Source organism: Facivitalis istanbulensis (assembly GCF_040560405.1).
In the GTDB taxonomy this organism is placed as follows: Bacteria; Pseudomonadota; Alphaproteobacteria; order Sphingomonadales; family Sphingomonadaceae; genus Sphingomonas; species Sphingomonas istanbulensis.
The window spans coordinates 62261-81821 of sequence record NZ_JAVSCQ010000007.1 but is presented as its reverse complement, the minus strand read 5'-3'; the positions used below and the strand labels follow the sequence as shown (position 1 = coordinate 81821).

24 protein-coding genes are annotated in these 19561 nt (G+C 68.0%); 13 read left to right on the top strand and 11 right to left on the bottom strand.

Going from position 1 to position 19561, the window contains the following annotated elements:
* Window positions 1-14 precede the first annotated feature (14 nt).
* Complete coding sequence (locus tag RN629_RS06715; protein ID WP_407034501.1) at window positions 15-791, bottom strand: hypothetical protein; 777 nt, start codon at window positions 789-791, stop codon at window positions 15-17.
* A 246-nt stretch (window positions 792-1037) separates the two neighbouring features.
* Between RN629_RS06715 and RN629_RS06710 the strand changes: the two genes are divergently transcribed.
* The 9 genes from RN629_RS06710 (at window position 1038) to RN629_RS06670 (ending at window position 8117) form a co-directional block, all read left to right on the top strand.
* Window positions 1038-2099: an NAD(P)-dependent alcohol dehydrogenase gene (locus RN629_RS06710; protein ID WP_407034500.1), complete on the top strand. Its 1062-nt coding sequence runs from the start codon at window positions 1038-1040 to the stop codon at window positions 2097-2099.
* A gap of 187 nt (window positions 2100-2286) precedes the next feature.
* The gene (locus RN629_RS06705) at window positions 2287-3189 is read left to right on the top strand and encodes a heme o synthase (protein ID WP_407034499.1); all 903 of its coding nucleotides are present in this window, start codon (window positions 2287-2289) and stop codon (window positions 3187-3189) included.
* Window positions 3186-3320 (top strand): hypothetical protein, encoded by a 135-nt coding sequence (locus tag RN629_RS06700; RefSeq protein WP_275044973.1) that lies wholly within the window; start codon window positions 3186-3188, stop codon window positions 3318-3320. The genes RN629_RS06705 and RN629_RS06700 overlap by 4 nt, the downstream gene beginning before the upstream one ends.
* Window positions 3320-3871: a cytochrome c oxidase assembly protein gene (locus tag RN629_RS06695; RefSeq protein WP_407034498.1), complete on the top strand. Its 552-nt coding sequence runs from the start codon at window positions 3320-3322 to the stop codon at window positions 3869-3871. Before RN629_RS06700 ends, RN629_RS06695 begins: the two co-directional genes overlap by 1 nt.
* A 36-nt stretch (window positions 3872-3907) precedes the next feature.
* On the top strand, window positions 3908-4819 hold the full coding sequence (locus RN629_RS06690; protein ID WP_407034497.1) for a cytochrome c oxidase subunit 3: 912 nt from the start codon (window positions 3908-3910) through the stop codon (window positions 4817-4819).
* Window positions 4779-5219 carry a DUF983 domain-containing protein gene (locus RN629_RS06685; RefSeq protein ID WP_407034496.1) on the top strand — a complete coding sequence of 147 codons (441 nt, stop codon included), beginning with the start codon at window positions 4779-4781 and terminating at the stop codon, window positions 5217-5219. The genes RN629_RS06690 and RN629_RS06685 overlap by 41 nt, the downstream gene beginning before the upstream one ends.
* Window positions 5216-5836 carry an SURF1 family cytochrome oxidase biogenesis protein gene (locus tag RN629_RS06680; RefSeq protein WP_407034495.1) on the top strand — a complete coding sequence of 207 codons (621 nt, stop codon included), beginning with the start codon at window positions 5216-5218 and terminating at the stop codon, window positions 5834-5836. The genes RN629_RS06685 and RN629_RS06680 overlap by 4 nt, the downstream gene beginning before the upstream one ends.
* A 13-nt stretch (window positions 5837-5849) precedes the next feature.
* Window positions 5850-7238 (top strand): threonine synthase, encoded by a 1389-nt coding sequence (thrC, locus tag RN629_RS06675; RefSeq protein ID WP_407034494.1) that lies wholly within the window; start codon window positions 5850-5852, stop codon window positions 7236-7238.
* A gap of 9 nt (window positions 7239-7247) precedes the next feature.
* Window positions 7248-8117 (top strand): class I SAM-dependent methyltransferase, encoded by an 870-nt coding sequence (locus RN629_RS06670; RefSeq protein ID WP_407034493.1) that lies wholly within the window; start codon window positions 7248-7250, stop codon window positions 8115-8117.
* Window positions 8118-8139: 22 nt separating this feature from the next.
* Here RN629_RS06670 and RN629_RS06665 read toward each other — a convergent pair whose 3' ends face one another.
* Genes RN629_RS06665 through RN629_RS06650 form a run of 4 tightly spaced genes read right to left on the bottom strand, consistent with a single transcriptional unit; the run spans window position 8140 to window position 10570 of the window.
* Window positions 8140-8913: a methyltransferase gene (locus RN629_RS06665; RefSeq protein WP_407034492.1), complete on the bottom strand. Its 774-nt coding sequence runs from the start codon at window positions 8911-8913 to the stop codon at window positions 8140-8142.
* Between the two features lie 3 nt (window positions 8914-8916).
* Window positions 8917-9555 (bottom strand): heme exporter protein CcmB, encoded by a 639-nt coding sequence (locus RN629_RS06660; protein ID WP_407034491.1) that lies wholly within the window; start codon window positions 9553-9555, stop codon window positions 8917-8919.
* Window positions 9552-10142 carry a heme ABC exporter ATP-binding protein CcmA gene (gene ccmA / locus RN629_RS06655; protein ID WP_407034490.1) on the bottom strand — a complete coding sequence of 197 codons (591 nt, stop codon included), beginning with the start codon at window positions 10140-10142 and terminating at the stop codon, window positions 9552-9554. The genes RN629_RS06660 and ccmA overlap by 4 nt, the downstream gene beginning before the upstream one ends.
* Window positions 10139-10570, bottom strand: a complete 432-nt coding sequence (locus RN629_RS06650; protein ID WP_407034489.1) for a metallopeptidase family protein — start codon at window positions 10568-10570, stop codon at window positions 10139-10141. Before RN629_RS06650 ends, ccmA begins: the two co-directional genes overlap by 4 nt.
* Before the next feature lie 2 nt (window positions 10571-10572).
* On the opposite strand from RN629_RS06650, the gene RN629_RS06645 reads away from it, so the two are divergent.
* Window positions 10573-10917 (top strand): 4a-hydroxytetrahydrobiopterin dehydratase, encoded by a 345-nt coding sequence (locus RN629_RS06645; protein WP_407034488.1) that lies wholly within the window; start codon window positions 10573-10575, stop codon window positions 10915-10917.
* 45 nt (window positions 10918-10962) lie between these two features.
* Here RN629_RS06645 and RN629_RS06640 read toward each other — a convergent pair whose 3' ends face one another.
* Window positions 10963-11964, bottom strand: a complete 1002-nt coding sequence (locus tag RN629_RS06640; protein WP_407034487.1) for a fumarylacetoacetate hydrolase family protein — start codon at window positions 11962-11964, stop codon at window positions 10963-10965.
* A gap of 278 nt (window positions 11965-12242) precedes the next feature.
* Here RN629_RS06640 and RN629_RS06635 point away from each other — a divergent pair, with 278 nt between their 5' ends.
* Both RN629_RS06635 and RN629_RS06630 read left to right on the top strand, forming a co-directional pair.
* Window positions 12243-13610 carry a DEAD/DEAH box helicase gene (locus RN629_RS06635; RefSeq protein WP_407034486.1) on the top strand — a complete coding sequence of 456 codons (1368 nt, stop codon included), beginning with the start codon at window positions 12243-12245 and terminating at the stop codon, window positions 13608-13610.
* 112 nt (window positions 13611-13722) lie between these two features.
* Entirely contained in the window at window positions 13723-13989 is a 267-nt protein-coding gene (locus RN629_RS06630) for a hypothetical protein (RefSeq protein WP_407034485.1), read from the top strand.
* 32 nt (window positions 13990-14021) lie between these two features.
* Here RN629_RS06630 and RN629_RS06625 read toward each other — a convergent pair whose 3' ends face one another.
* Window positions 14022-15947 carry a potassium transporter Kup gene (locus tag RN629_RS06625; protein WP_407034551.1) on the bottom strand — a complete coding sequence of 642 codons (1926 nt, stop codon included), beginning with the start codon at window positions 15945-15947 and terminating at the stop codon, window positions 14022-14024.
* A gap of 174 nt (window positions 15948-16121) precedes the next feature.
* On the opposite strand from RN629_RS06625, the gene pdeM reads away from it, so the two are divergent.
* Complete coding sequence (gene pdeM / locus RN629_RS06620) at window positions 16122-16784, top strand: ligase-associated DNA damage response endonuclease PdeM (RefSeq protein WP_407034484.1); 663 nt, start codon at window positions 16122-16124, stop codon at window positions 16782-16784.
* Between the two features lie 22 nt (window positions 16785-16806).
* Here the strand turns inward: pdeM and RN629_RS06615 are convergent, their stop codons facing one another.
* From RN629_RS06615 to plsX, 4 genes are all read right to left on the bottom strand, one after another.
* Window positions 16807-17175 (bottom strand): MerR family transcriptional regulator, encoded by a 369-nt coding sequence (locus RN629_RS06615; protein ID WP_407034483.1) that lies wholly within the window; start codon window positions 17173-17175, stop codon window positions 16807-16809.
* Window positions 17159-17458 carry an integration host factor subunit alpha gene (locus RN629_RS06610; protein WP_407034482.1) on the bottom strand — a complete coding sequence of 100 codons (300 nt, stop codon included), beginning with the start codon at window positions 17456-17458 and terminating at the stop codon, window positions 17159-17161. Before RN629_RS06610 ends, RN629_RS06615 begins: the two co-directional genes overlap by 17 nt.
* Window positions 17459-17562: 104 nt before the next feature.
* Complete coding sequence (locus RN629_RS06605) at window positions 17563-18531, bottom strand: beta-ketoacyl-ACP synthase III (RefSeq protein WP_407034481.1); 969 nt, start codon at window positions 18529-18531, stop codon at window positions 17563-17565.
* Window positions 18528-19556, bottom strand: coding sequence for a phosphate acyltransferase PlsX (plsX, locus tag RN629_RS06600; RefSeq protein ID WP_407034480.1), 1029 nt, complete (start codon window positions 19554-19556; stop codon window positions 18528-18530). The genes RN629_RS06605 and plsX overlap by 4 nt, the downstream gene beginning before the upstream one ends.
* Window positions 19557-19561: the final 5 nt, after the last annotated feature.

The window sequence follows — 19561 nt, the reverse complement described above, 5'->3', positions numbered from 1 at the left end:
GCCCCGGCGCCCGGTCACGCGGCGGGCTTCAGCGTGGCCGATTCGAGGTGCCAGCGCCGTTGGGCGACCGTGGCGCCGTCGACATCGTTGACGCGGCGGACGACATATTGGCCAACGAAACGCTGCCGCCGCCCGTCGTCGAGCTGTGCGTCGACCGCCACCGGCACCGTGGCATAGACCGACCCCGCCCCGCCCTCGCTCGGGGCCATCCGGCCGATCGTCACCCGCGTGGCCCGGGTATGGGCAAAGCCGCGCGCGAAATCCTGATAACGCTGCCCCGGACGGCCGTTATCGCCCCATTGCTGCCACGCGGTGCCATAGTCTCGCGCGTTGATCGCGGCATAATAGCGGCGCACGACGGCCGCCGCCGCCGCATCGCTCTTCGGATCGACCTCGCATCCGGGCGTCTTGGCCGCATCGTCGCCGATCAGGGCGCAACTGCGCGCGATCTCGTCCTCGATCATCGCACAGCTATTGGCGACATTGCAGGGCGGATGGGTCGCCGGACTGACCGAGGTGCAGATCTTCACCAGCCGGTCGGCGGCGGCCCGTCCGCGCTCCGCCGAACAGGACAGGCTCCCCTCGCCGTCCTTGACCGGACGGCTGATCGGGGCGGCGGCGTTCGCCGTCCCCTCCGTATCAGGCGCATCGGGCGAGGGCGCGGGAGAAGGGACGGTCGTCGCGGTCTCATTGGCGCGCACGGTATAGGTTTCGTTCTGCCTGTCGCCGCCGCCACAGGCGGTCAGCGGTAGCAGGATCGTACAGGCCATCAAAGGCAAGGGACGGATCATCGCCATTCACTCCATCGCATTCGCACCGCCCAACGCGCGTGAACGCGGGCGGCTCCCTTCCCCTTCCCGGCCACGCGACGCGGAACCCCGAATGGAACAATATAATATATTGTAATTCAGCAACTTTTCGATCAACATCAATCGGAAAAACTGATGCTCCGTCTGGCTGGCACCGGCTCCGCACCGCCCCATATGAGCGCCGCGACCCTCCGCGCTCGCACCCCAATCATTCTCAGAGGAGCTTCCATGCCCACTCCCACCCGGGGCTATGCCGCCCAGTCGGCGGAAACGCCACTCGCCCCCTTCTCGTTCGAGCGCCGCGATCCCCAGGCCGACGATGTCGCGATCGACATCCTGTATTGCGGGGTCTGCCACTCCGATCTCCATACCGCGCGCGGCGAGTGGGCGGGGACGCTCTACCCTTGCGTCCCCGGCCACGAGATTGTCGGACGCGTGACCGCCATCGGCGATGCCGTCACCAAATACGCGGTCGGCGATCTGGTCGGCGTCGGCTGCATGGTCGACAGTTGCGGCCACTGTCCGTCCTGCCATGACGGAGAGGAGCAATATTGCGAGACCACCGGCTTTGTCGGCACCTATAACGGCCCCGATCCCGTGATGGGCGGCCACACCTTTGGCGGCTATTCGGACCATATCGTCGTCAAGGAAGGCTTCGTCCTGAAGATCAACCATGACGAAGCCGATCTGGCGGCCGTCGCGCCGCTGCTCTGCGCCGGGATCACCACCTATTCGCCGCTTCGTCACTGGAAGGTGGGACCGGGCCAGAAGGTCGGCATCGTCGGGCTGGGCGGCCTGGGCCATATGGGTGTGAAGATCGCCGCGGCGATGGGCGCCGAGGTCTATGTCTTCTCGACCTCGCCGAACAAGGCTGAGGATGCCAGGCGGCTGGGTGCCAAGGGCCTGATCGTGTCGAAGGACGCCGATCAGATGGCCGAACATGCGGGCAGCTTCGACTTCATCCTGAACACCGTCGCCGCGCCGCACGACCTGGACGCGCTGCTGGTCCAGTTGAAGCGCGACGGCACGATGACGCTGGTCGGCGTGCCCGACGCGCCCCACCCGTCGCCCTCGGTCGGCAATCTGGTGTTCCGTCGCCGCGCGCTGGCGGGCTCGCTCATCGGCGGCATCGCCGAGACGCAGGAGATGCTCGATTTCTGCCATCGGCATGGTCTGACCGCCGATATCGAGATGATCGACATGGCGTCGATCAATACCGCCTATGACCGGATGCAGAAGAGCGATGTGAAATATCGCTTCGTCATCGACATGGCGACGCTGAACGGTTGAGGAACCGGGAAGGGGAAGGGAGGCCGCCTGAACGGCGACGGCGGGGCCGCGACATCGACAGGCCCGTCCCCGCCTGCCTCCTTCCCTCCCCGACGATCCGGGCGTCGCCCCGCCGCCGTCCTTCGTGGGGGAGGACAATTGACCCAATTTGCCCGCCCTGCCGCCACCCCCTATATGTGGAAGGTCCATGTCCAGCTTGCCTTCCTCTGTCTTCGTTCCCGCCGACTGGCGCGACTTCCTCGCTCTGACCAAACCACGGGTGATGACACTGGTGGTCTTTACCGGTCTGTGCGGGATGCTGGCCGCGCCCGTGCACGTCGATCCGGTCATCGGCTTCACCGCCATCCTGTGCATCGCGCTGGGCGCGGGCGCGGCGGGGGCGCTCAACCAATGGTATGAGGCGGACCTCGACGCGCTGATGAAGCGCACCGCCCGCCGGCCACTGCCCGCCGGCCGCATGAGCCGCGAATCGGCGTTGCATTTCGGCGTGGGACTCGCCTGTTTCTCGGTGATCCTGATGGGCTTGGCGGTCAATTGCGTGGCCGCGTTCATCCTGACCATCTCGATCCTCTTCTATGTGCTGATCTATACCGTCTGGCTGAAGCGCCGGACGCCGCAGAACATCGTCATCGGCGGCGCGGCGGGCGCGTTCCCGCCGCTGATCGGCTGGGCCGCCGCGACGGGCCAGGTCGCGCTCCTCCCCGTCCTGCTGTTCAGCCTCGTCTTTCTGTGGACACCGCCACATTTCTGGGCGCTCGCGCTGTTCGTGAAGACCGATTACGCCAATGCGGGCGTGCCGATGCTGCCCGTTGTCGCGGGCGAGCGGGTGACTCGCGCGCAGATCGGGCTCTACACCATCCCGATGGCGATCGCCGCCGTCGCGCCCTGGCCGCTGGGGCTGACGGGGCCGATCTATGGCATCGTCGCCACCGCCGGGACCGCGCTGTTCGCGCTCTCCGCCGCGATGGTCGCGGTTCGGCATACCCAGCCCGCCGACGCGATGAAGCCCGAAAAATGGCTGTTCAAATATTCTATCCTGTATCTTTTCCTTCTCTTCGGCGCGCTTGTGGTGGATCGTTGGGCGTCATGACGCCTGATGATTCGAATCGGATTCGCGCCAAGCAGCGCGCCCGTGCCACCGCCATGGCCTTGCTGCTGGGCTTTCTGGTGGTGCTGATCTTCTTCATCACCCTGTCCAAGATCCGGGCGGGGATGCACTGATGCCCGCCCCCCGGCGCCTTTCGCGACAGGGCCGGACGGTGATAATCGCGCTGGGCGCGGTGGCGTTCATGACCGGGCTCAGCTGGGCCAGCGTCCCGCTCTACCGCATATTCTGCCAGGTGACGGGCTATCAGGGGACGACGCAGCGGGGACTCGCCGCGCCCGGCAGCGTGCATCGCCGGATACGGGTCGATTTCGACGCGAATGTCTCCTCCCGGTTGGCCTGGACCTTCAAGCCCGAAAATCCGCACGAAACCGTCGATATCGGCGCGCGCGACATGGTGTTCTTCACCGCCACCAACAATGCGAAGGTACCGATCACCGGCACCGCGACCTTCAACGTCACGCCGGATCAGGCCGGGCGCTATTTCACCAAGATCCAGTGTTTCTGCTTCACCCAGCAGACGCTGCAACCCGGCGAAACGGCGCGGATGCCGGTCATCTTCTTCGTCGACCCCAAGATCCTGGACGACCCGGACGCCAGGGACATCGAAACGATCACCCTGTCCTACACATTTTACCCGGTGGATTCGGGGAAGAAAGCGGGTTAGCCTCCCCCTCAAAACATAGAATGATGGGACGGGATCATGGCTGGCGCGAAGAACCACGACTATCATATCCTGCCGCCGAGCCCCTGGCCGCTGGCCAGTTCGATGTCGGCGCTGCTTCTGGCCTCCGGCGCGATCATGTGGATGCACAAGGTCCCGGGCGGCGGCTGGGCGTTCCTGGCGGGGCTGGCCGCGCTGCTGTTCTGCATGGGTAGCTGGTGGGCCGACGTGGTGCGCGAGGGGCATCAGGGCGACCATACCCCCGTCGTCCAGCTGCATTTCCGCTATGGCATGATCCTGTTCATCGCCTCCGAGGTGATGTTCTTCGTCGGCTGGTTCTGGGCCTTTTTCGACTTCGCGCTGTTCCCGACCGCGATGAGCTTCGTCGACGGCCAGGTCGAACGCGCCGCCGAGGGGACGACCGCCATCGTCGCGCAATGGCCGCCCAAGGGGCTGGAGGTGATCGACGCCTTCAAGCTGCCGCTGCTCAACACGCTGATCCTGCTGACCAGCGGCACCACCGTCACCTGGGCGCACCATGCGCTGATCCACAACCAGCGCGGCGGCGAGAAGAAGGGGCTGTGGGGCGCGCTCGGCGTCGGCGACCGCGACGGGGTGCTGAAGGGGCTGTGGCTGACCGTCATCCTGGGCCTGATCTTCAGCACGATCCAGGCCTATGAATATATGCACGCGCCCTTTCCCTTTAAGGGGCTGAACTACGGCGCCGCCTTCTTCATGGCGACCGGCTTTCACGGCTTCCATGTGATCGTCGGCACCATCTTCCTGATCGTCTGCCTGATCCGCGCCTATCGCGGCGACTTCACCCCGCGCCAGCATTTCGGGTTCGAGGCGGCGGCCTGGTACTGGCATTTCGTCGACGTGGTGTGGCTGTTCCTGTTCGTCACCATCTATGTCTGGGGTGGCTGGGGCGCGCCGGTCCACAGTGGCTGAACCGACGCCTCCGACGATCGCGCAGGCCGCGTTTCGGGGGCTGTGTCCCCGGTGCGGCCAGCCCCATCTGTTTGCCGGGCCGCTGTTTTCGGCACAGGTCGTGACCTTCGCCGATCGGTGCAGAGGCTGCGGGCTGGACTTCACGCGGTTCAATGTCGGCGATGGGCCAGCCGCCTTCCTGACGCTGATCCTGGGCACGGTCATCACCATCGCGGCGATCGCGGTCGAACTGACGCTGCATCCGCCGCTCTGGCTGCACATGCTGATCTGGCTGCCGCTGACCGCGCTGGCGGTGGTCTATGCGCTGCGCGTCGCCAAGGGCGCGCTGATGGCGGCGGAATATCGCAACGAAGCGCGCGAGGGCGCGATCGTCCGGCCCGAAGCCGAAGAGGATCGATGAGCCGGATTCCGATCCTGCCCACCATCCTCGTCGCGCTGGCCGTGGCGGGGATGATCGCGCTGGGCCTGTGGCAGCTGCGCGACCGGCTTCCGCGGAAACAGGCCTATCTCGCACAGCTCGCCGCCAATCCCGCGCGACCGCCCATCGCCTTTCCGCTTGTCCCCGACCAGCGCCTGCTTTTCCGCCGGGCCAGCGCCGATTGCCGCCCGCCCGTCGCCATCCGGCGGGCGGGCGCGGGCGCGGCGGGGTTCCGGCTGATCGCCACCTGCTCGGTGCCGCATGGGGCGATGCAGGTGCAGTTGGGCACCAGCCATGATCCCCGCGCCGAGACCGGCTGGTCCGGCGGGCGGGTCAGCGGCTATGTCGCCCATGCCCCCGATGGCCGTTCGCTGATCCAGTCGGCCTTCGACCATCGGCCGCAGGCGATGATGCTGGTCGCGGACCGCCCCGCCCCCGGTCTCGATCCCAATGCCAGCCCCGATCTGGACGCCATTCCCAACAATCATCTGGCCTATGCGGTGCAATGGTTCCTGTTCGCCGCGATTGCCGTAATTATCTATGTCATGGCGGTGTTTCGGCGCAATCGAATGGTTGTGGTCGCGGACGCGCACCGTTAAGCCCCGGCGCATCATGCGCTATATCAGTACCCGTGGCACCGCCCCCATCCTCGACTTTCGCGGCGCGACGCTCACCGGGCTGGCCTCGGACGGGGGGCTCTATGTCCCCGAGACCTGGCCCACCCTGAGCGCGCAGGAGATCGAAGCGCTCGCCGGCCTGTCCTATGCGCAGACCGCTGCGACGATCATGGCGCCGTTCGTCGGCGACAGCCTGACGACCGAGGAACTGCAACGCCTGTGCGACGCCGCCTATGGCCGCTTCTCGCACAGCGCCGTCACGCCCCTCGTCCAGCTCGACCATGACCAGTGGCTGCTCGAACTGTTCCACGGACCGACGCTCGCCTTCAAGGACGTCGCGCTCCAGATGCTGGGGCTGTTGTTCGAGCGGTTCCTGCGCGGGACCGACACAAGGCTGACCATCGTCGGGGCGACCAGCGGCGACACGGGGTCGGCGGCGATCGACGCGGTGGCGGGCCGCGCCGATATCGACATCTTCATGCTGCACCCGGCGGGCCGCGTCACCGATATCCAGCGGCGACAGATGACCACCGTGCTGGCCCCCAATGTCCACAACATCGCGATCGAGGGCAATTTCGACGACGCACAGGCGCTGGTGAAGGCGATGTTCAACGATCGCGCCTTTGCCGATCGCCATACGCTGTCGGCGGTCAACTCGATCAACTGGGCGCGGTTGATGGCGCAGGTCGTCTATTATTTCTACGCCGCCGTCCGGCTGGGCGCGCCCGGTCGCAAGGTCGCCTTCTCGGTCCCGACCGGCAATTTCGGCGACGTGTTCGCGGGCTATGTCGCGGCGCGCATGGGCCTGCCCGTCGCGCGGCTGATCGTCGCCACCAACGTCAACGACATCCTCCACCGCGCGCTGTCCTCGGGCGATTATTCCAAGGGGCAGGTCCAGGCGACCGCCACGCCGTCGATGGACATCCAGGTCAGCTCCAATTTCGAGCGGCTGCTGTTCGACGCCAATGGCCGCGACGGCGTGGCGCTGGCGGCGCAGATGAAGGGCTTCGAAGCCTCGGGCGCGATGCGGCTGACCAATGCGCAGAGCCAGGCGATCGCGCCGCTCTTCACCAGCACGCGCGTCGATGCCGATGACATGAGCCGCGCGATGCGCCGGGCCTGTGACGAAACGGGCCAGGTGCTCGATCCGCACACCGCCATCGCGCTGTCGGCGGCACGCGCCAGCGACCTTGACGTGCCCGTGGTGACGCTGGCCACCGCGCATCCGGCCAAGTTCACCGACGCCGTCGAGCGCGCGACCGGTGTGCGCCCGCCTTTGCCGCGTCGCGTCGGCGACCTGTTCGAGCGCGCGGAGCGCTATACGACGCTGCCCGCCACCTTTGAGGCGGTTACGGCCTATATCGACGGGCATGGTTTGCGCTAACGGGGGCGCATGACACTCTTGACGATGATCGGTGAGCCCTGGGCGGATTACGGGCTCGTGGACTCCGGCCATGGCCGCAAGCTGGAACGCTATGGCCGGTTCCGCTTCATCCGCCCCGAGCCGCAGGCCATGTGGGCCCCGGCCAGCGACGACTGGCGCGCGGCGGCCGAATTCGTCCCCGGTTCGGACGAGGATGGCGGCGGCCGCTGGAATTTCGCCGAGCCGGTGCCGCGCGACGGGTGGCCGCTCAAGTGGAACGAGGTGCGCTTCACCGCTCAGACCACGCCCTTCCGCCATCTGGGCTTCTTCCCCGACATGGCGCCGGTGTGGAGCTGGATGCGCGAACAGGTCGATGGCCTGGCCGAGCCCGAATGCATGAACCTGTTCGGCTATACCGGCGTCGGCACGCTGGCGATGGCCAGTGCGGGGGTCAGGATGGTCCATGTCGACGCCTCCAAGAAATCGGTCGAGGCGGCGCGCGGCAATGCGATGCTGTCGGGGCTGGGCGATGCGCCGGTGCGCTGGATCATCGACGACGCCGCCAAGTTCGTCGCGCGCGAGGGGCGACGCGGGCGACGCTATGACGGCATCCTGCTCGACCCGCCCAAATATGGCCGCGGCCCCGAGGGCGAGGTGTGGCGGCTGGAGGAAGACCTGCCTGGCCTGATCGCCGATTGCCGCAAGCTGCTCGACACGGAATCGCGCTTCCTGTTCCTGACCGTCTATGCGGTGCGCATGTCGGCGCTGGCCATCGGCGAGATGCTGCGCCAGGCGATGGCCGGCCTGCCCGGCAAGGTGGAGTGTGGCGAACTGGGCGTGCGCGAGGAAGCGCGCGGACTGGTCCTGCCCACCGCCATCTGGGCGCGGTGGAGCCGCTAAGGGCGCACCACACCCCCGCCGCTCAGGCCGGACGGGGGTCCGGGATACGGAGTTCGATCAGCGCGACCTCATAGGCGGCCACCGCACCGGCCGCCTCGAACCACCTCGCGATCCGGCGCATCGCACCCTGCGGAATCGGCCGATGCCCCTCACGCGGCGTCCCCGCCCCGATCGCCCGCAACGCGCGCATGAAGTCCGCCGCCGAGCCATGCCGCTGTTCGAAACGTCGCAGGGTGACGTCCAGTCCCGGCAGCGCCATCGCCGCCAGCGCCTCGGTCGATGGATAGGCCGGGCTTCCCGCCGCATATCCCTCCGCCCGGTGGGCGTCATGCCACGCCGCGAACGTTCCCTGTGCCAATGTCGTCACCAGCATCCGCCCGCCGGGCCGCACCAGCGCCGCCAGCCGCTCGAGCCCGGCCTCCAGGTCGGTGAACCACTGGACCGCCAGGCTGCTGACGATCAGGTCGAAGCCCGCCTCGCCCGGCAGGTCGGGCCGCTCCCCGTCCATCACCCGCCCGCGCAGCCCCGGCATCCGCGCCAGTCCGCGCGCCAGCATTCCGGGCGCGATATCGGTCATCAGCCAGTCGGGGCGATCGAGCCGGGGCCACGCCTCCTGCGTCAGAAAGCCGGTGCCGCAACCGACCTCCAGCACGCGCGCGCCCGGCGGCGCGACCGCGACAATGCGCGCGGCCAGCCATTGGGCGACCTGTCGCTGCACCACCGCATGGCCGTCATAGGCCGCCGCCGCGTCGAAGGCGCGCGCGACCCGCGCGGTGGACGTTATCGGCTCGCACATGATTCAGTCCCGCACCGATCGGATCGCCGCCGCCGCCAGCCAGGGCGCACCCACGACCAGCAGCAGCGACGTGGCGGCGAGCAGCTTTACCCCGCCGGTGCCGCCATCGCCTGCACCAAAGATCAGCAGCGGCAGCGCCAGCGGCAGGAGCAGCAGCCCCGACACCGCGCCCGCGCCGCGCAGTCCGGCGGTCAGCGCCCCCGTCGCCACCGCCAGCGCGGCCAGCCCCGGCGTGCCGAGCAGCAGCCCCGTCTCGACCCGGACCAGCACGTCGCCATCCAGCCCGAACAGCCCCGCCGCGACCAATGCGGTCGCCAGCAGGGGCGGCGCGAAGGCCAGCCAATGCGCGACGATCCGCAGCAGCAGCACCAGCGGCAGGGACAGTCCGCGCACCACGACCTGATCGAACCAGCCCGATTCGCAATCGGGCGCCACCAGCCGGTCGACGGGCAGCAACGCCGCCAGCAACGCCGCGACCCAGATCGCCCCGCCGCCGATCCGCGTCAGCATCGCGCGGTCAGGCCCGATGGCGAAGGGGAAGAGGACCACCGCCAACAGGAAGAAGCCGCAGACCAGCGCGGCCCCGCCCCCCGCATAGCCGCGCCGCACATCGCGCGCGATCAGCACCCAGGCCACGCTCATGCCGGCACCCGGTCCTCGAGCGCGATGGTCCGCGCCGCGTCGATGGCAAGGGGCTGGTGCGTGGCCAGCAGCACCGCGCCCCCTTCGGCCCGGTGCGCCACGATCACCCGCGCCAGCATCGCCAGACCGGCAGTGTCGAGGCCGTTGCCCGGCTCATCGAGCAGCCAGAGCGTCGCGCCCGACGCCAGCACCCGCGCCAGCGCCGCCCGACGCCGCTGCCCCGTCGACAACAGCCGGACCGGAATGGCGGCCAGCGCCGCCAGTCCCACCGTCTCCAGCGCCGCCGCCACGCGCAGGCGCGGCGCGGCGCGCGCATCGAGCCGTGCCCAGAAGACCAGCGCCTCGGCCAGCGGCTGTTCGGCATCGAGCGCCAGATCCTCGGTCAGCAGCGCGACCGGGCCGGCCCGCGTCACCCCCCCTTCGAACGGCGCAATCAGCCCGGCGGCGAGGCGCAGCAGGCTGGACTTGCCGATCCCGTTGGGGCCGGTGACGATCGCCGCGCCGCCCGCCTCCAGTTCCAGCGACAATCCGGCGAACAACAGCCGCCCGCCGCGCGCGCAGGCGACGTCGGAGAGCGACAGGATCACGCGGCGGAGTCGTCCGCAGATTCGTCCATCGCCTCTTCCAGTGCATGCATGTCGTCATCCGACAGGCCGAAATGATGGCCGATCTCATGGATCATCACATGCGTGACCAGATCGTCGAGCCGCTCGCCGCCCTCGACCCATTCGTCCAGGATGGCGCGGCGATACAGATGGATGCGGTCGGGCAGCCCGCCCGAATCCATGCTGCTCTTCTCGCCCATCGGACGGCCATGATACAGGCCGGTCAGGTCGAGCGGATGCTCAATGCCCAGCGCCGCCAGCGTCTCGTCATCGGCGAATTCCTCGACGATCAGGACGACATCGCCCAGATGCGCGCGGAATGCGGACGGCAGGCGCGCCATCGCGTCCCGCGCGATCGCTTCGATCGTCCCGGCGTCCGGCGCTTCACCGATCGCGACTTGCCCGCTCATGCATGTCGTCATACCGCTGTGACACGCAAAAGAACAAGAGATGCAAGGGGACGGCAATGGTGGAGCGGCTGAACGATCTGGACCGGGACGAGGCGCTGGACGGCTTGCCCGACTGGGACTGGGACGAAGGTCGCGACGCGATCAGCCGCCGGTTCGTCTTCGCCGACTTCAACGAGGCGTTCGGCTTCATGACGCGCGTGGCGCTGCTGGCCGAGAAGGCGGACCATCATCCCGAATGGTCGAATGTGTGGAACCGTGTGGACATCGTGCTGACCACGCATGACGCGGGCGGCCTGTCGGCGCGCGACATCGACTTGGCCGAGGCGATCGACGCGCTGGTCGGCTGAACGCCCGGTCCTCCCCAAGCCCGCTTGGGGAGGACGCCGTGGCCGTTACGCCACGGTCTGTTCGATCGCCCCGAAGATCGCGTGGTGCCGGTCGTCCTCCATCCAGATGCGGACCGTGTCGCCCTTCTTCAGGAACGGCGTGACCGGCGCCCCGCCCCGGATGGTCTCGATCATCCGCACCTCGGCGATGCAGCTATAGCCGACGCCACCCTCGGCGACCGGCTTGCCCGGACCGCCATCGGTATCGCGGTTGGACACGGTGCCCGATCCGATGATCGTCCCCGCGCCAAGCGCGCGGGTCTTCGCCGCATGGGCGACCAGCGTCCCGAAATCGAAGGTCATGTCCTCGCCCGCATCGGCGCGGCCAAAGGGCTGTCCGTTCAGGTCGACCTTCAGCACCCGGCGCAGCTTGCCGTCCTGCCACCAGTCGCCCAGCGACCCGGGCGTGGCGAAGACCGGCGAAAAGGCCGAGGCGGGCTTGGACTGGAAGAAGCCGAAGCCCTTGGCCAGTTCCCCGGAGATCAGGCCGCGCAGCGACACGTCGTTGGTCAGGCCGACCAGTCGGATCGCCGCCAGCGCCTCCGCCCGGCTCGCGCCCATCGGCACATCGCCGGTCACGACCACCACCTCGCCCTCCAGGTCGCAGCCCCAGCTTTCATCGGCCAGCGGAATCGGATCGCGCGGGGCCAGGAACCCGTCCGACCCTCCCTGGTACATCAACGGGTCATGCCAGAAGCTCTCCGGCAATTCCGCGCCGCGCGCCTGCCGCACCAGCGCCACGTGATTCACATAGGCCGATCCGTCCGCCCACTGATAGGCCCGCGGCAGGGGCGAGGCAGCGTCATGTTCGTGGAAACGCGCGCGCGGGATCGCTTCATGGTCGAGGTCGATCGCCAGGCTGGCCAGCGCGGGGGCGGTCCGGTCCCAGTCGTCGAGCGCAGCCTGGAGCGTCGGCGCGATATGCCCCGCATCGGCATACCAGGCCAGGTCGCTCGACACGACCACCAGCTTGCCGTCGCGACCATCTTTGAGACTGGCGAGTTTCATGGGGGGACTCCTCTTCGCTATTTGGTATCAGATGTAACCATCTCGCGCCGGTTGTCACGCCCGGTCTCGTGCGATCCTGCCCGAAACTTGACTTTTGACAAGACAAGGCGCACATGGCGCAGGTCGAGGCGTCCACTCGCAGCGTGAACGGACCTTCCGGTCCCGGCTCCGCCCCGACCCTGTCTTCAGGCTTCCCTTGTCACGCGGGGTGTCATCAACCCCGGCGCCGCCTCTCGCGGCCCTTCCGTGACTCGCGCGCCATGTCAGAAAGCAATTCCATGTCCTTTTCCGAACTCGGCCTGGCCGAGCCGCTCGTCCGCGCGCTCGAAGCCAAGGGCTATGCCGAACCCACCCCGATCCAGCGCGACTCGATCCCGACGCTGCTCGAAGGCCGCGACCTGCTGGGTATCGCGCAGACCGGCACCGGCAAGACCGCGGCGTTCGTCCTCCCCTCGATCCAGCGGCTGGTCGACGCGAACAAGCGCGTCCTGCCGACCCATTGCCGGATGCTGGTGCTGGCCCCGACCCGCGAACTGGCCAGCCAGATCGCCGAGAATGCGCGCGGCTATGCCAAATTTTCCAAGCTTTCGGTCGCGACCGTCTTTGGCGGGACCAGCATCAACAAGAACCGGCAGGACCTGTCGCGCGGCGTCGACATCCTCGTCGCCACACCGGGCCGCCTGATCGATCTGGTCGAGCAGGGTTTCCTGAACCTGTCGATGATCGAGATCCTGGTGCTGGACGAGGCGGACCAGATGCTCGACCTGGGCTTCATCCATGCGCTGCGCCGGATCGTGAAGATGCTGCCGCGCAAGCGCCAGACCCTGTTCTTCTCGGCCACCATGCCCGCCGCGATCCGCGATCTGGCCGACAAGTTCCTCGACAATCCGGCGACCGTCACCGTGACTCCGGTGGCGACCACCGCCGAGCGCGTCGACCAGTCGGTGACCTTCGTGACTCAGGCGGAGAAGCAGGCACTGCTGACCATCCTGCTCGCCGATCCCGCGATCGAGCTGGCGCTGGTCTTCACCCGCACCAAGCATGGCGCGGACCGCGTCGTGAAGCTGCTGGCGGGCAACGGCATCGGTGCCAACGCGATCCATGGCAACAAGAGCCAGGGCCAGCGCGAGCGGGCGCTGGGCGAGTTCCGCTCGGGCCAGACCCGCGTGCTGGTGGCGACCGACATCGCCGCGCGCGGCATCGACATTCCGGGCGTCAGCCATGTGTTCAACTTCGAGCTGCCCAATGTCGCCGAGCAATATGTCCATCGCATCGGCCGCACCGCGCGCGCGGGCCGCTCCGGTCTCGCCATCGCCTTCTGTGCCGAGGATGAACGTCCCTATCTCAGGGACATCGAGAAGCTGACGCGGCAGAAGATCCAGGTTGTGCCGCTGCCCGCCGACTTCGTGAAGCGCGCCGAGACGATCAAGGCGCAGCGGGTGAAGGCGATCGGCGCGGACCCCGCGCCGCGCGTCGACCGTCCGCGCGATCCGGCGCGGCCGCGCGCGACCCATCATCCGCGTGCAACCGATGCCCGCGCGCCGCAGGGCCGCCAGCCCCGTCGCCGGAGCGGCGGCGGCGGGCGCGGCCGCGGCGGCCAGGGTCGTCCCGGTGGCGGCGGCGCGGGTCGCGGCGCACAGGGCTGATCCTCGAAAGGCCGTCCCTCGCAAAAGCGTCGGGCGGCCTTTCCATGCCTGAACCCCAACCCGCTCCCGATGCGTTGAGCGCGTAACGATCCACAGGTCAGGAGTGGTTGCCATGGACATCTCCCACACCCCCGCCGCCGAACGCATCGCCCGCGTGCTGTGCGGGCAACGAGTGAGCGCCAATGCGGGCGGCGATTCCGAGTCCGCCGCCAAGCTGGTCGATGCGCATTGGCGCGACCATATGTCCGATGCGCTGGCGGTCCTGCGCACCTTGCGCGAACCCGATCAGGCGATGGCACGGGCGGGCGATCCCGCCATCTGGGAGAAGATGGTGCTGGTCGCGGTCGAGGCCGCCAAGCCGCCCAAGGTCACGCTGTAGCCCGGCCCTCCCCCCGATGCGGGGAGGGAAGATCAGACCGTCACCTGCTCGCCGAGTTCCAGCACCTTGCCCGGCGGAATGCGCAGGAAATCGGTCGGGTCGCTGGCGTTGCGCTGCAGGAACATGAACAGCCGATCCTGCCAGAGCGGCATGCCCTTGTCCGCCTCGGGCTTCAGCGTGTTGCGACCGATGAAGAAGCTGGTCTTCATCGGGTCCAGCCCCGAACTGTTGGTCTCGATGCCCAGATCGCGGCTCAGGTCGCGCGGCACATCGGGCGTTTCCATGAAACCATAGGTCAGCACGACCGTGGCGAAATTCTCGTCCAGACGCTCCACCTTGGCCCGGCATTCGGGCAGCACCACCGGGCGATCGGCGGTGCGGATCGTGACGATCAGATTCTGCGCGTGCAGCACCTTGTTGTGCTTCAGATTGTGGAGCAACGCACCGGGGGCGGAGGCGGGGTTCGCGGTCAGGAACACGGCCGTGCCAGGCACCCGTTCGGGCGGACGCCTGGCGAGCGCGGCGGCCAGATCGGCGAGCGGGATCGCCTGCCGCTTCTCAAAGGCCGACACGATGCCGCGTCCCCGAACCCAGGTGTAGATGAGCAGCCCGACCCCTGCCCCGACCAGCAGCGGCACCCAGCCCCCCTCCACGACCCGCAGGATATTGGCCCCGAAGAATACAAGGTCCAGCGCGAGGAACGGCAGGATCGCCGACAGCGCCAGCGCGCGCGACCAGCCCCAGCGATGGCGCACGACCAGATAGGCCAGGCACGTCGTGACCACCATCGTGCCGGTCACCGCGATGCCATAGGCCGCCGCCATCGCCGAGGAGGTCTTGAACTGGATCACCAGCACCAGCACCCCGAACAGCAGCAGCCAGTTGATTGCGGGCAGATAGATCTGCCCCTGAAAATCGGCCGAGGTCTGGCGCACGCGCAGGCGTGGCAGGAAGCCGAGCTGGATCGCCTGCTGGGTCAGCGAAAACGCGCCGGTGATCACCGCCTGTGCCGCGATCACGGTCGCGAGCCCCGCGAGCACGATCAACGCCGGGCGCAGCGACTCGGGCGCCATCAGGAAGAACCAGTCCTGGTTGGTGAAAGGCTGGCCCGCTCTGGCCGCCGCCTCCAGCGAGGACAGCGCGAACGCGCCCTGCCCCAGATAGTTGAGCGCCAGCGCGGGCAGGACCAGCGAGAACCAGCCGATCCGGATCGGCAGCCGCCCGAAATGCCCCATATCGGCGGTCAGCGCCTCCGCCCCCGTCACGGTCAGGAACACCGCGCCCAGCACGAACAGCCCGACCACGCCGTGGTTCGCCAGGAAATGGAGACCATAGCTGGGCAGGATCACCCGCACGATCGAGGGTTCATCGGCGATGTGCCAGATGCCCAGCCCGCCGATGACCAGGAACCACAGGATACAGATCGGGCCGAACAGCCGCGACACCTGCGCCGTGCCGCGCGACTGGAGCAGGAACAGCGCGATCAGGATGACGATGGTGCAGAGCCGGATCGTGCCTTCGTCAAAGACCGTCGAGGCCGAGGGAATGGTGCGCAGCCCCTCCATCGCCGACAGCACCGACAGGGCGGGCGTGATGATCGCATCGCCATAGAAGAGCGACGCCCCCGCCGCGCCCAGGATCAGCGCCAGCTTCGAGCGAATCCCCATCGACCGGCGGGCCAGCGCGGCCAGTGCCAGCACCCCGCCCTCGCCCTGATTGTCGGCGCGCATCAGGAAGGAGACATATTTGACCGAGACCACCAGGAAGAGCGTCCACAGCGCCAGGCTCAGCACGCCCAGAATCTCGCTCGGGTCGATGCCGTCCGCCGCCGACTGGGCGAGGGCCTCGCGAAAGGCGTAGAGCGGGCTGGTCCCGATATCGCCGAACACGACACCGATCGCACCGATGGTCAGTGCGGCCAGCGCCGGATGGCGGTGCCCGGCCCGATCGTCACCCATTTCCGAAGCATTGATCTGGCCCGTGATGTCGGTCGCTTTCGCCGTCATACCCGTGCGAACCCCCTGTGCCGAAAAGGACGGCGCGCTTTACGCTTCTCCGTCCGGGAAGCAAGGGCTTTCCCCGCCCCGCTGCAAACGCTTGATATTGCAGAGCGTCAAGCGCATGAGCGGACAATGGTTCCCTTTTCGTTCGGTGGTCGCGACTTGACGGCGCTGGCCGAGGGCGCGCTGTTCTGGCCCGCCCGGGGTGCGTTGCTGGTCGCCGACCTGCATCTGGAAAAGGCCAGCTGGTATGCCGGCGGCGGGCAGATGCTGCCCCCCTATGACTCGCTCGCCACGCTGACCGAGTTGACGGAGTTGGTGGCGCGGACCAGCGCGCGGGAGGTCTGGTGCCTGGGCGACAGCTTTCACGATGCCGACGGATGCGACCGGCTTGCGCCACAGGCGCGCGCGCTGTTGCTGGCGCTGACCGGATCGACCCGCTGGACCTGGATTACGGGCAATCACGATCCCGTGCTGCGCGATCGCTGCGGCGGGACGGTGGTAGAGGAAGCCGACGTCGATGGCCTGATCCTGCGCCACGAGGCCGATCCGCGGGAGTCGCGCCCCGAATTGTCGGGCCATTTCCATCCCAAATTGCGGCTGCGCGTCCGGGGCAAGCTGGTCGCCCGGCGCTGTTTCGTGGCGACCGCCGACAAGTTGATCCTGCCCGCGTTCGGGGCGCTGACCGGTGGGCTGGACGTCGATCATCCCGCGCTGGTCCGGGCCGTGGGCCGCCCGGCCGAAGCATTGGTGCCGATGCGCGACCGGATGCTGCGCTTCCCCGTCGCCGCCTGAACCCGGCGGAGAATGACGTCCTTTACCGGGCGTCCCACCGCGCGTCGATCGCCAGCGCGTCGACCAGCGAGTCGCGAATGCTGCGCAACATGGTCAGCGGATCGTCCTTCGCGCGCGCCTCGGTCGCCAGCAATTGCTGCACGCCGCGCACGGTATAGCCCTGCTGGTTGAGCAGCGCGTCGATCCGGCGGATCAGCGACAGATCGGCCGGACGATAATAGCGGCGATTGCCCGCCCGCTGTACCGGGCGAAGCTGGGGGAACCGGCCTTCCCAGTAGCGCAGGACATGCTGCGCCACCCCGGTCTCGCGCGAGGTTTCGCCGATGGTGCGCAGCGCATCATCGGCCTTGCCGCCATCGGCGGGACGCTCGGGCCTATCCCGCCGCGACAATGCGATCGCGCATCATCTGGCTGGCGCGGAAGGTCAGGACGCGGCGCGGCGCAATCGGCACCTCCACCCCGGTCTTGGGATTGCGGCCGATCCGCTCCCCCTTGTCACGCAGCACAAAGGTACCGAAACCCGAAATCTTGACATTCTCCCCCCGCGAGAGCGCGTCACACATTTCGGTCAGAATCTGCTCGACCACTTGCGTGGAATCGGCCCGCGAAAGGCCCACTTCCTGATGCAATGATTCCGCAAGGTCGGCGCGGGTCAACGTACCTGGATTCGTCATAGCCATCCCCCAATGGTTGCCGGTTTCAGCGCCTATCATAGGCAACATTCGGATCGAAAGGGATTTATCCCCGTGATCCGCGTTCCTTCATCGCAAGCGAACGATCAGAAGCGAATGACCGCGGCACCCCAGGTGAAGCCGCCGCCCATCGCTTCCAAAACGATCAAATCACCCTGCTGGATTCGCCCGTCGCGCACCGCCGTATCGAGCGCCAGCGGCACCGACGCGGCCGAGGTATTGGCGTGCTGGTCGACCGTCACCACGACCTTTCCGGCCGGGAGGTTCAGCTTGCGCGCGGTCGCGTCCAGGATCCGCGCATTGGCCTGGTGCGGCACGACCCAGTCGATATCGGCGGTGGTCAACCCCGCGGCGCCCAGCGCTTCGTCCATCACCTGCGCCAGATTGACGACGGCATGGCGGAACACCTCGCGCCCCTTCATCCGCAGCTTGCCGACGGTGCCCGTGGTCGAAGGGCCGCCATCGACATAAAGCAGGCTGTTGTGGCGGCCATCGGCATGGAGCCGGGTCGCCAGGATGCCGCGATCCCCATGATCGGCGCTCTCGCGCGCCTCCAGCACGATCGCGCCCGCCCCGTCGCCGAACAGGACGCAGGTGGTGCGGTCTTCCCAATCGACGATGCGGCTGAAGGTTTCGGCGCCGATCACCAGCGCGCGTTGCTGCACCCCGCTGCGCAGCATGGCATCGGCGACCTGCACGGCATAGAGAAAGCCCGAGCACACTGCGGCCACGTCGAACGCGACGCAATCGGCAATGCCCAGCATCGCCTGCACCTTGGTCGCGGTGGCGGGAAAGGTCTGGTCCGGCGTCGCGGTCGCCAGCACGATCAGGTCGATATCCTGCGCCGACAGCCCGGCGGCGGCGATCGCGGCCCTGGCGGCCTCGGCAGCCAGCGTCGCGGTGGTTTCCTCCGGCCCCGCGATATGCCGGAACCGGATGCCGGTGCGCTCGACGATCCAGGCGTCCGAGGTGTCCACCTTCTCCGCCAGCTCGTCGTTCGACACCCGCCGGGTTGGAAGCGCCGAGCCCGTACCGGTGACGATCGATCGAATCATGCCGCTGCCTCGAAGTTCAGGAGATCCTCGGCGATACGCCGGGTCAGGTCGGCGCGCACCATCTTGGCCGCGTTGCCGATCGCGGTGGCGACGCCCAGTTCATTGGCGCTGCCATGGCTCTTCACCACCAGGCCGTTCAGGCCCAGAAAGACCGCACCGTTGTGATTGTTGGGGTCGAGATGGTCGCGCAACAATTCGGTCGCGGGGCGCGAAATCAGGAAACCGATCTTCGACCGGGTCGAGGAGCGGAAGGCGCGCTTCAGCAGGTCGCCGACGAAACGCGCGGTCCCCTCGGCGGTCTTGAGCGCGATATTGCCTGCAAAGCCGTCGCACACGATCACGTCGACTTCACCGCGCGCAAGCTGGTTGCCCTCGATGAAGCCGGTAAAGTTGAGCGGCAAATGGCCCTGCCCGCGCAGGACCGCGGCGGCATCGCGAATCTCGTCGGTGCCCTTCTGATCCTCGGACCCGATGTTCAGCAGCGCGACGCGCGGATTGTCCAGCTCAAGCAGCGTGCGGGCATAGGCCGCGCCCATCACCGCGAACTGGACGAGATTGCGCGCGTCGCACTCGGTATTGGCGCCGAGGTCGAGCATGACCACGTCATTATCGCCCAGCGTCGGCAGCGGCGCGGCGAGCGCCGGCCGGTCGATACCCGGCAGCGTGCGCAGGCTGAGCTTGGCCATGGCCATCAGCGCGCCGGTATTGCCCGACGACACGGCGGCGGCGGCGCGCCCCTGCTTCACCAGATCGATGGCGATGCCCATCGAAGTCGTGCGTGCACGCCGAATCGCCTGGCTCGGCCTTTCGCTCGAGCCGACGATTTCGGGGGCGTGGACGATCTCGGACGCGGCCGACAGATTGGGATGGGATTTCAGCCCTTCCGCAATCTGCACCTCATCCCCGACCAGCAGGAAGCGCATGCCGTCGAAGCGGCGCCGCGCCCTGGCGACGCCGGCGAGCATCACGGCCAGCCCGTCGTCGCCGCCCATCGCATCGACGGCGATCCAGGCGTTATCGGCCATGCGTG

Bases quoted from the DNA above. Each gene is read 5' to 3' on its own strand.
- RN629_RS06630 (WP_407034485.1), top strand. From the start codon at position 13,723: ATGGACATCTCCCACACCCCCGCCGCCGAACGCATCGCCCGCGTGCTG.
- RN629_RS06660 (WP_407034491.1), bottom strand. From the start codon at position 9,555: ATGAGCGTGGCCTGGGTGCTGATCGCGCGCGATGTGCGGCGCGGCTAT.
- RN629_RS06695 (WP_407034498.1), top strand. From the start codon at position 3,320: ATGCCCGCCCCCCGGCGCCTTTCGCGACAGGGCCGGACGGTGATAATC.
- thrC (WP_407034494.1), top strand. From the start codon at position 5,850: ATGCGCTATATCAGTACCCGTGGCACCGCCCCCATCCTCGACTTTCGC.
- RN629_RS06680 (WP_407034495.1), top strand. From the start codon at position 5,216: ATGAGCCGGATTCCGATCCTGCCCACCATCCTCGTCGCGCTGGCCGTG.
- RN629_RS06700 (WP_275044973.1), top strand. From the start codon at position 3,186: ATGACGCCTGATGATTCGAATCGGATTCGCGCCAAGCAGCGCGCCCGT.
- RN629_RS06715 (WP_407034501.1), bottom strand. From the start codon at position 791: ATGATCCGTCCCTTGCCTTTGATGGCCTGTACGATCCTGCTACCGCTG.
- RN629_RS06670 (WP_407034493.1), top strand. From the start codon at position 7,248: ATGACACTCTTGACGATGATCGGTGAGCCCTGGGCGGATTACGGGCTC.
- pdeM (WP_407034484.1), top strand. From the start codon at position 16,122: ATGGTTCCCTTTTCGTTCGGTGGTCGCGACTTGACGGCGCTGGCCGAG.
- RN629_RS06685 (WP_407034496.1), top strand. From the start codon at position 4,779: ATGTCTGGGGTGGCTGGGGCGCGCCGGTCCACAGTGGCTGAACCGACG.
- RN629_RS06605 (WP_407034481.1), bottom strand. From the start codon at position 18,531: ATGATTCGATCGATCGTCACCGGTACGGGCTCGGCGCTTCCAACCCGG.
- RN629_RS06650 (WP_407034489.1), bottom strand. From the start codon at position 10,570: ATGAGCGGGCAAGTCGCGATCGGTGAAGCGCCGGACGCCGGGACGATC.
- RN629_RS06710 (WP_407034500.1), top strand. From the start codon at position 1,038: ATGCCCACTCCCACCCGGGGCTATGCCGCCCAGTCGGCGGAAACGCCA.
- RN629_RS06705 (WP_407034499.1), top strand. From the start codon at position 2,287: ATGTCCAGCTTGCCTTCCTCTGTCTTCGTTCCCGCCGACTGGCGCGAC.
- RN629_RS06625 (WP_407034551.1), bottom strand. From the start codon at position 15,947: ATGGGTGACGATCGGGCCGGGCACCGCCATCCGGCGCTGGCCGCACTG.
- RN629_RS06645 (WP_407034488.1), top strand. From the start codon at position 10,573: ATGTCGTCATACCGCTGTGACACGCAAAAGAACAAGAGATGCAAGGGG.
- RN629_RS06665 (WP_407034492.1), bottom strand. From the start codon at position 8,913: ATGTGCGAGCCGATAACGTCCACCGCGCGGGTCGCGCGCGCCTTCGAC.
- RN629_RS06610 (WP_407034482.1), bottom strand. From the start codon at position 17,458: ATGACGAATCCAGGTACGTTGACCCGCGCCGACCTTGCGGAATCATTG.
- RN629_RS06635 (WP_407034486.1), top strand. From the start codon at position 12,243: ATGTCCTTTTCCGAACTCGGCCTGGCCGAGCCGCTCGTCCGCGCGCTC.
- RN629_RS06690 (WP_407034497.1), top strand. From the start codon at position 3,908: ATGGCTGGCGCGAAGAACCACGACTATCATATCCTGCCGCCGAGCCCC.
- RN629_RS06640 (WP_407034487.1), bottom strand. From the start codon at position 11,964: ATGAAACTCGCCAGTCTCAAAGATGGTCGCGACGGCAAGCTGGTGGTC.
- plsX (WP_407034480.1), bottom strand. From the start codon at position 19,556: ATGGCCGATAACGCCTGGATCGCCGTCGATGCGATGGGCGGCGACGAC.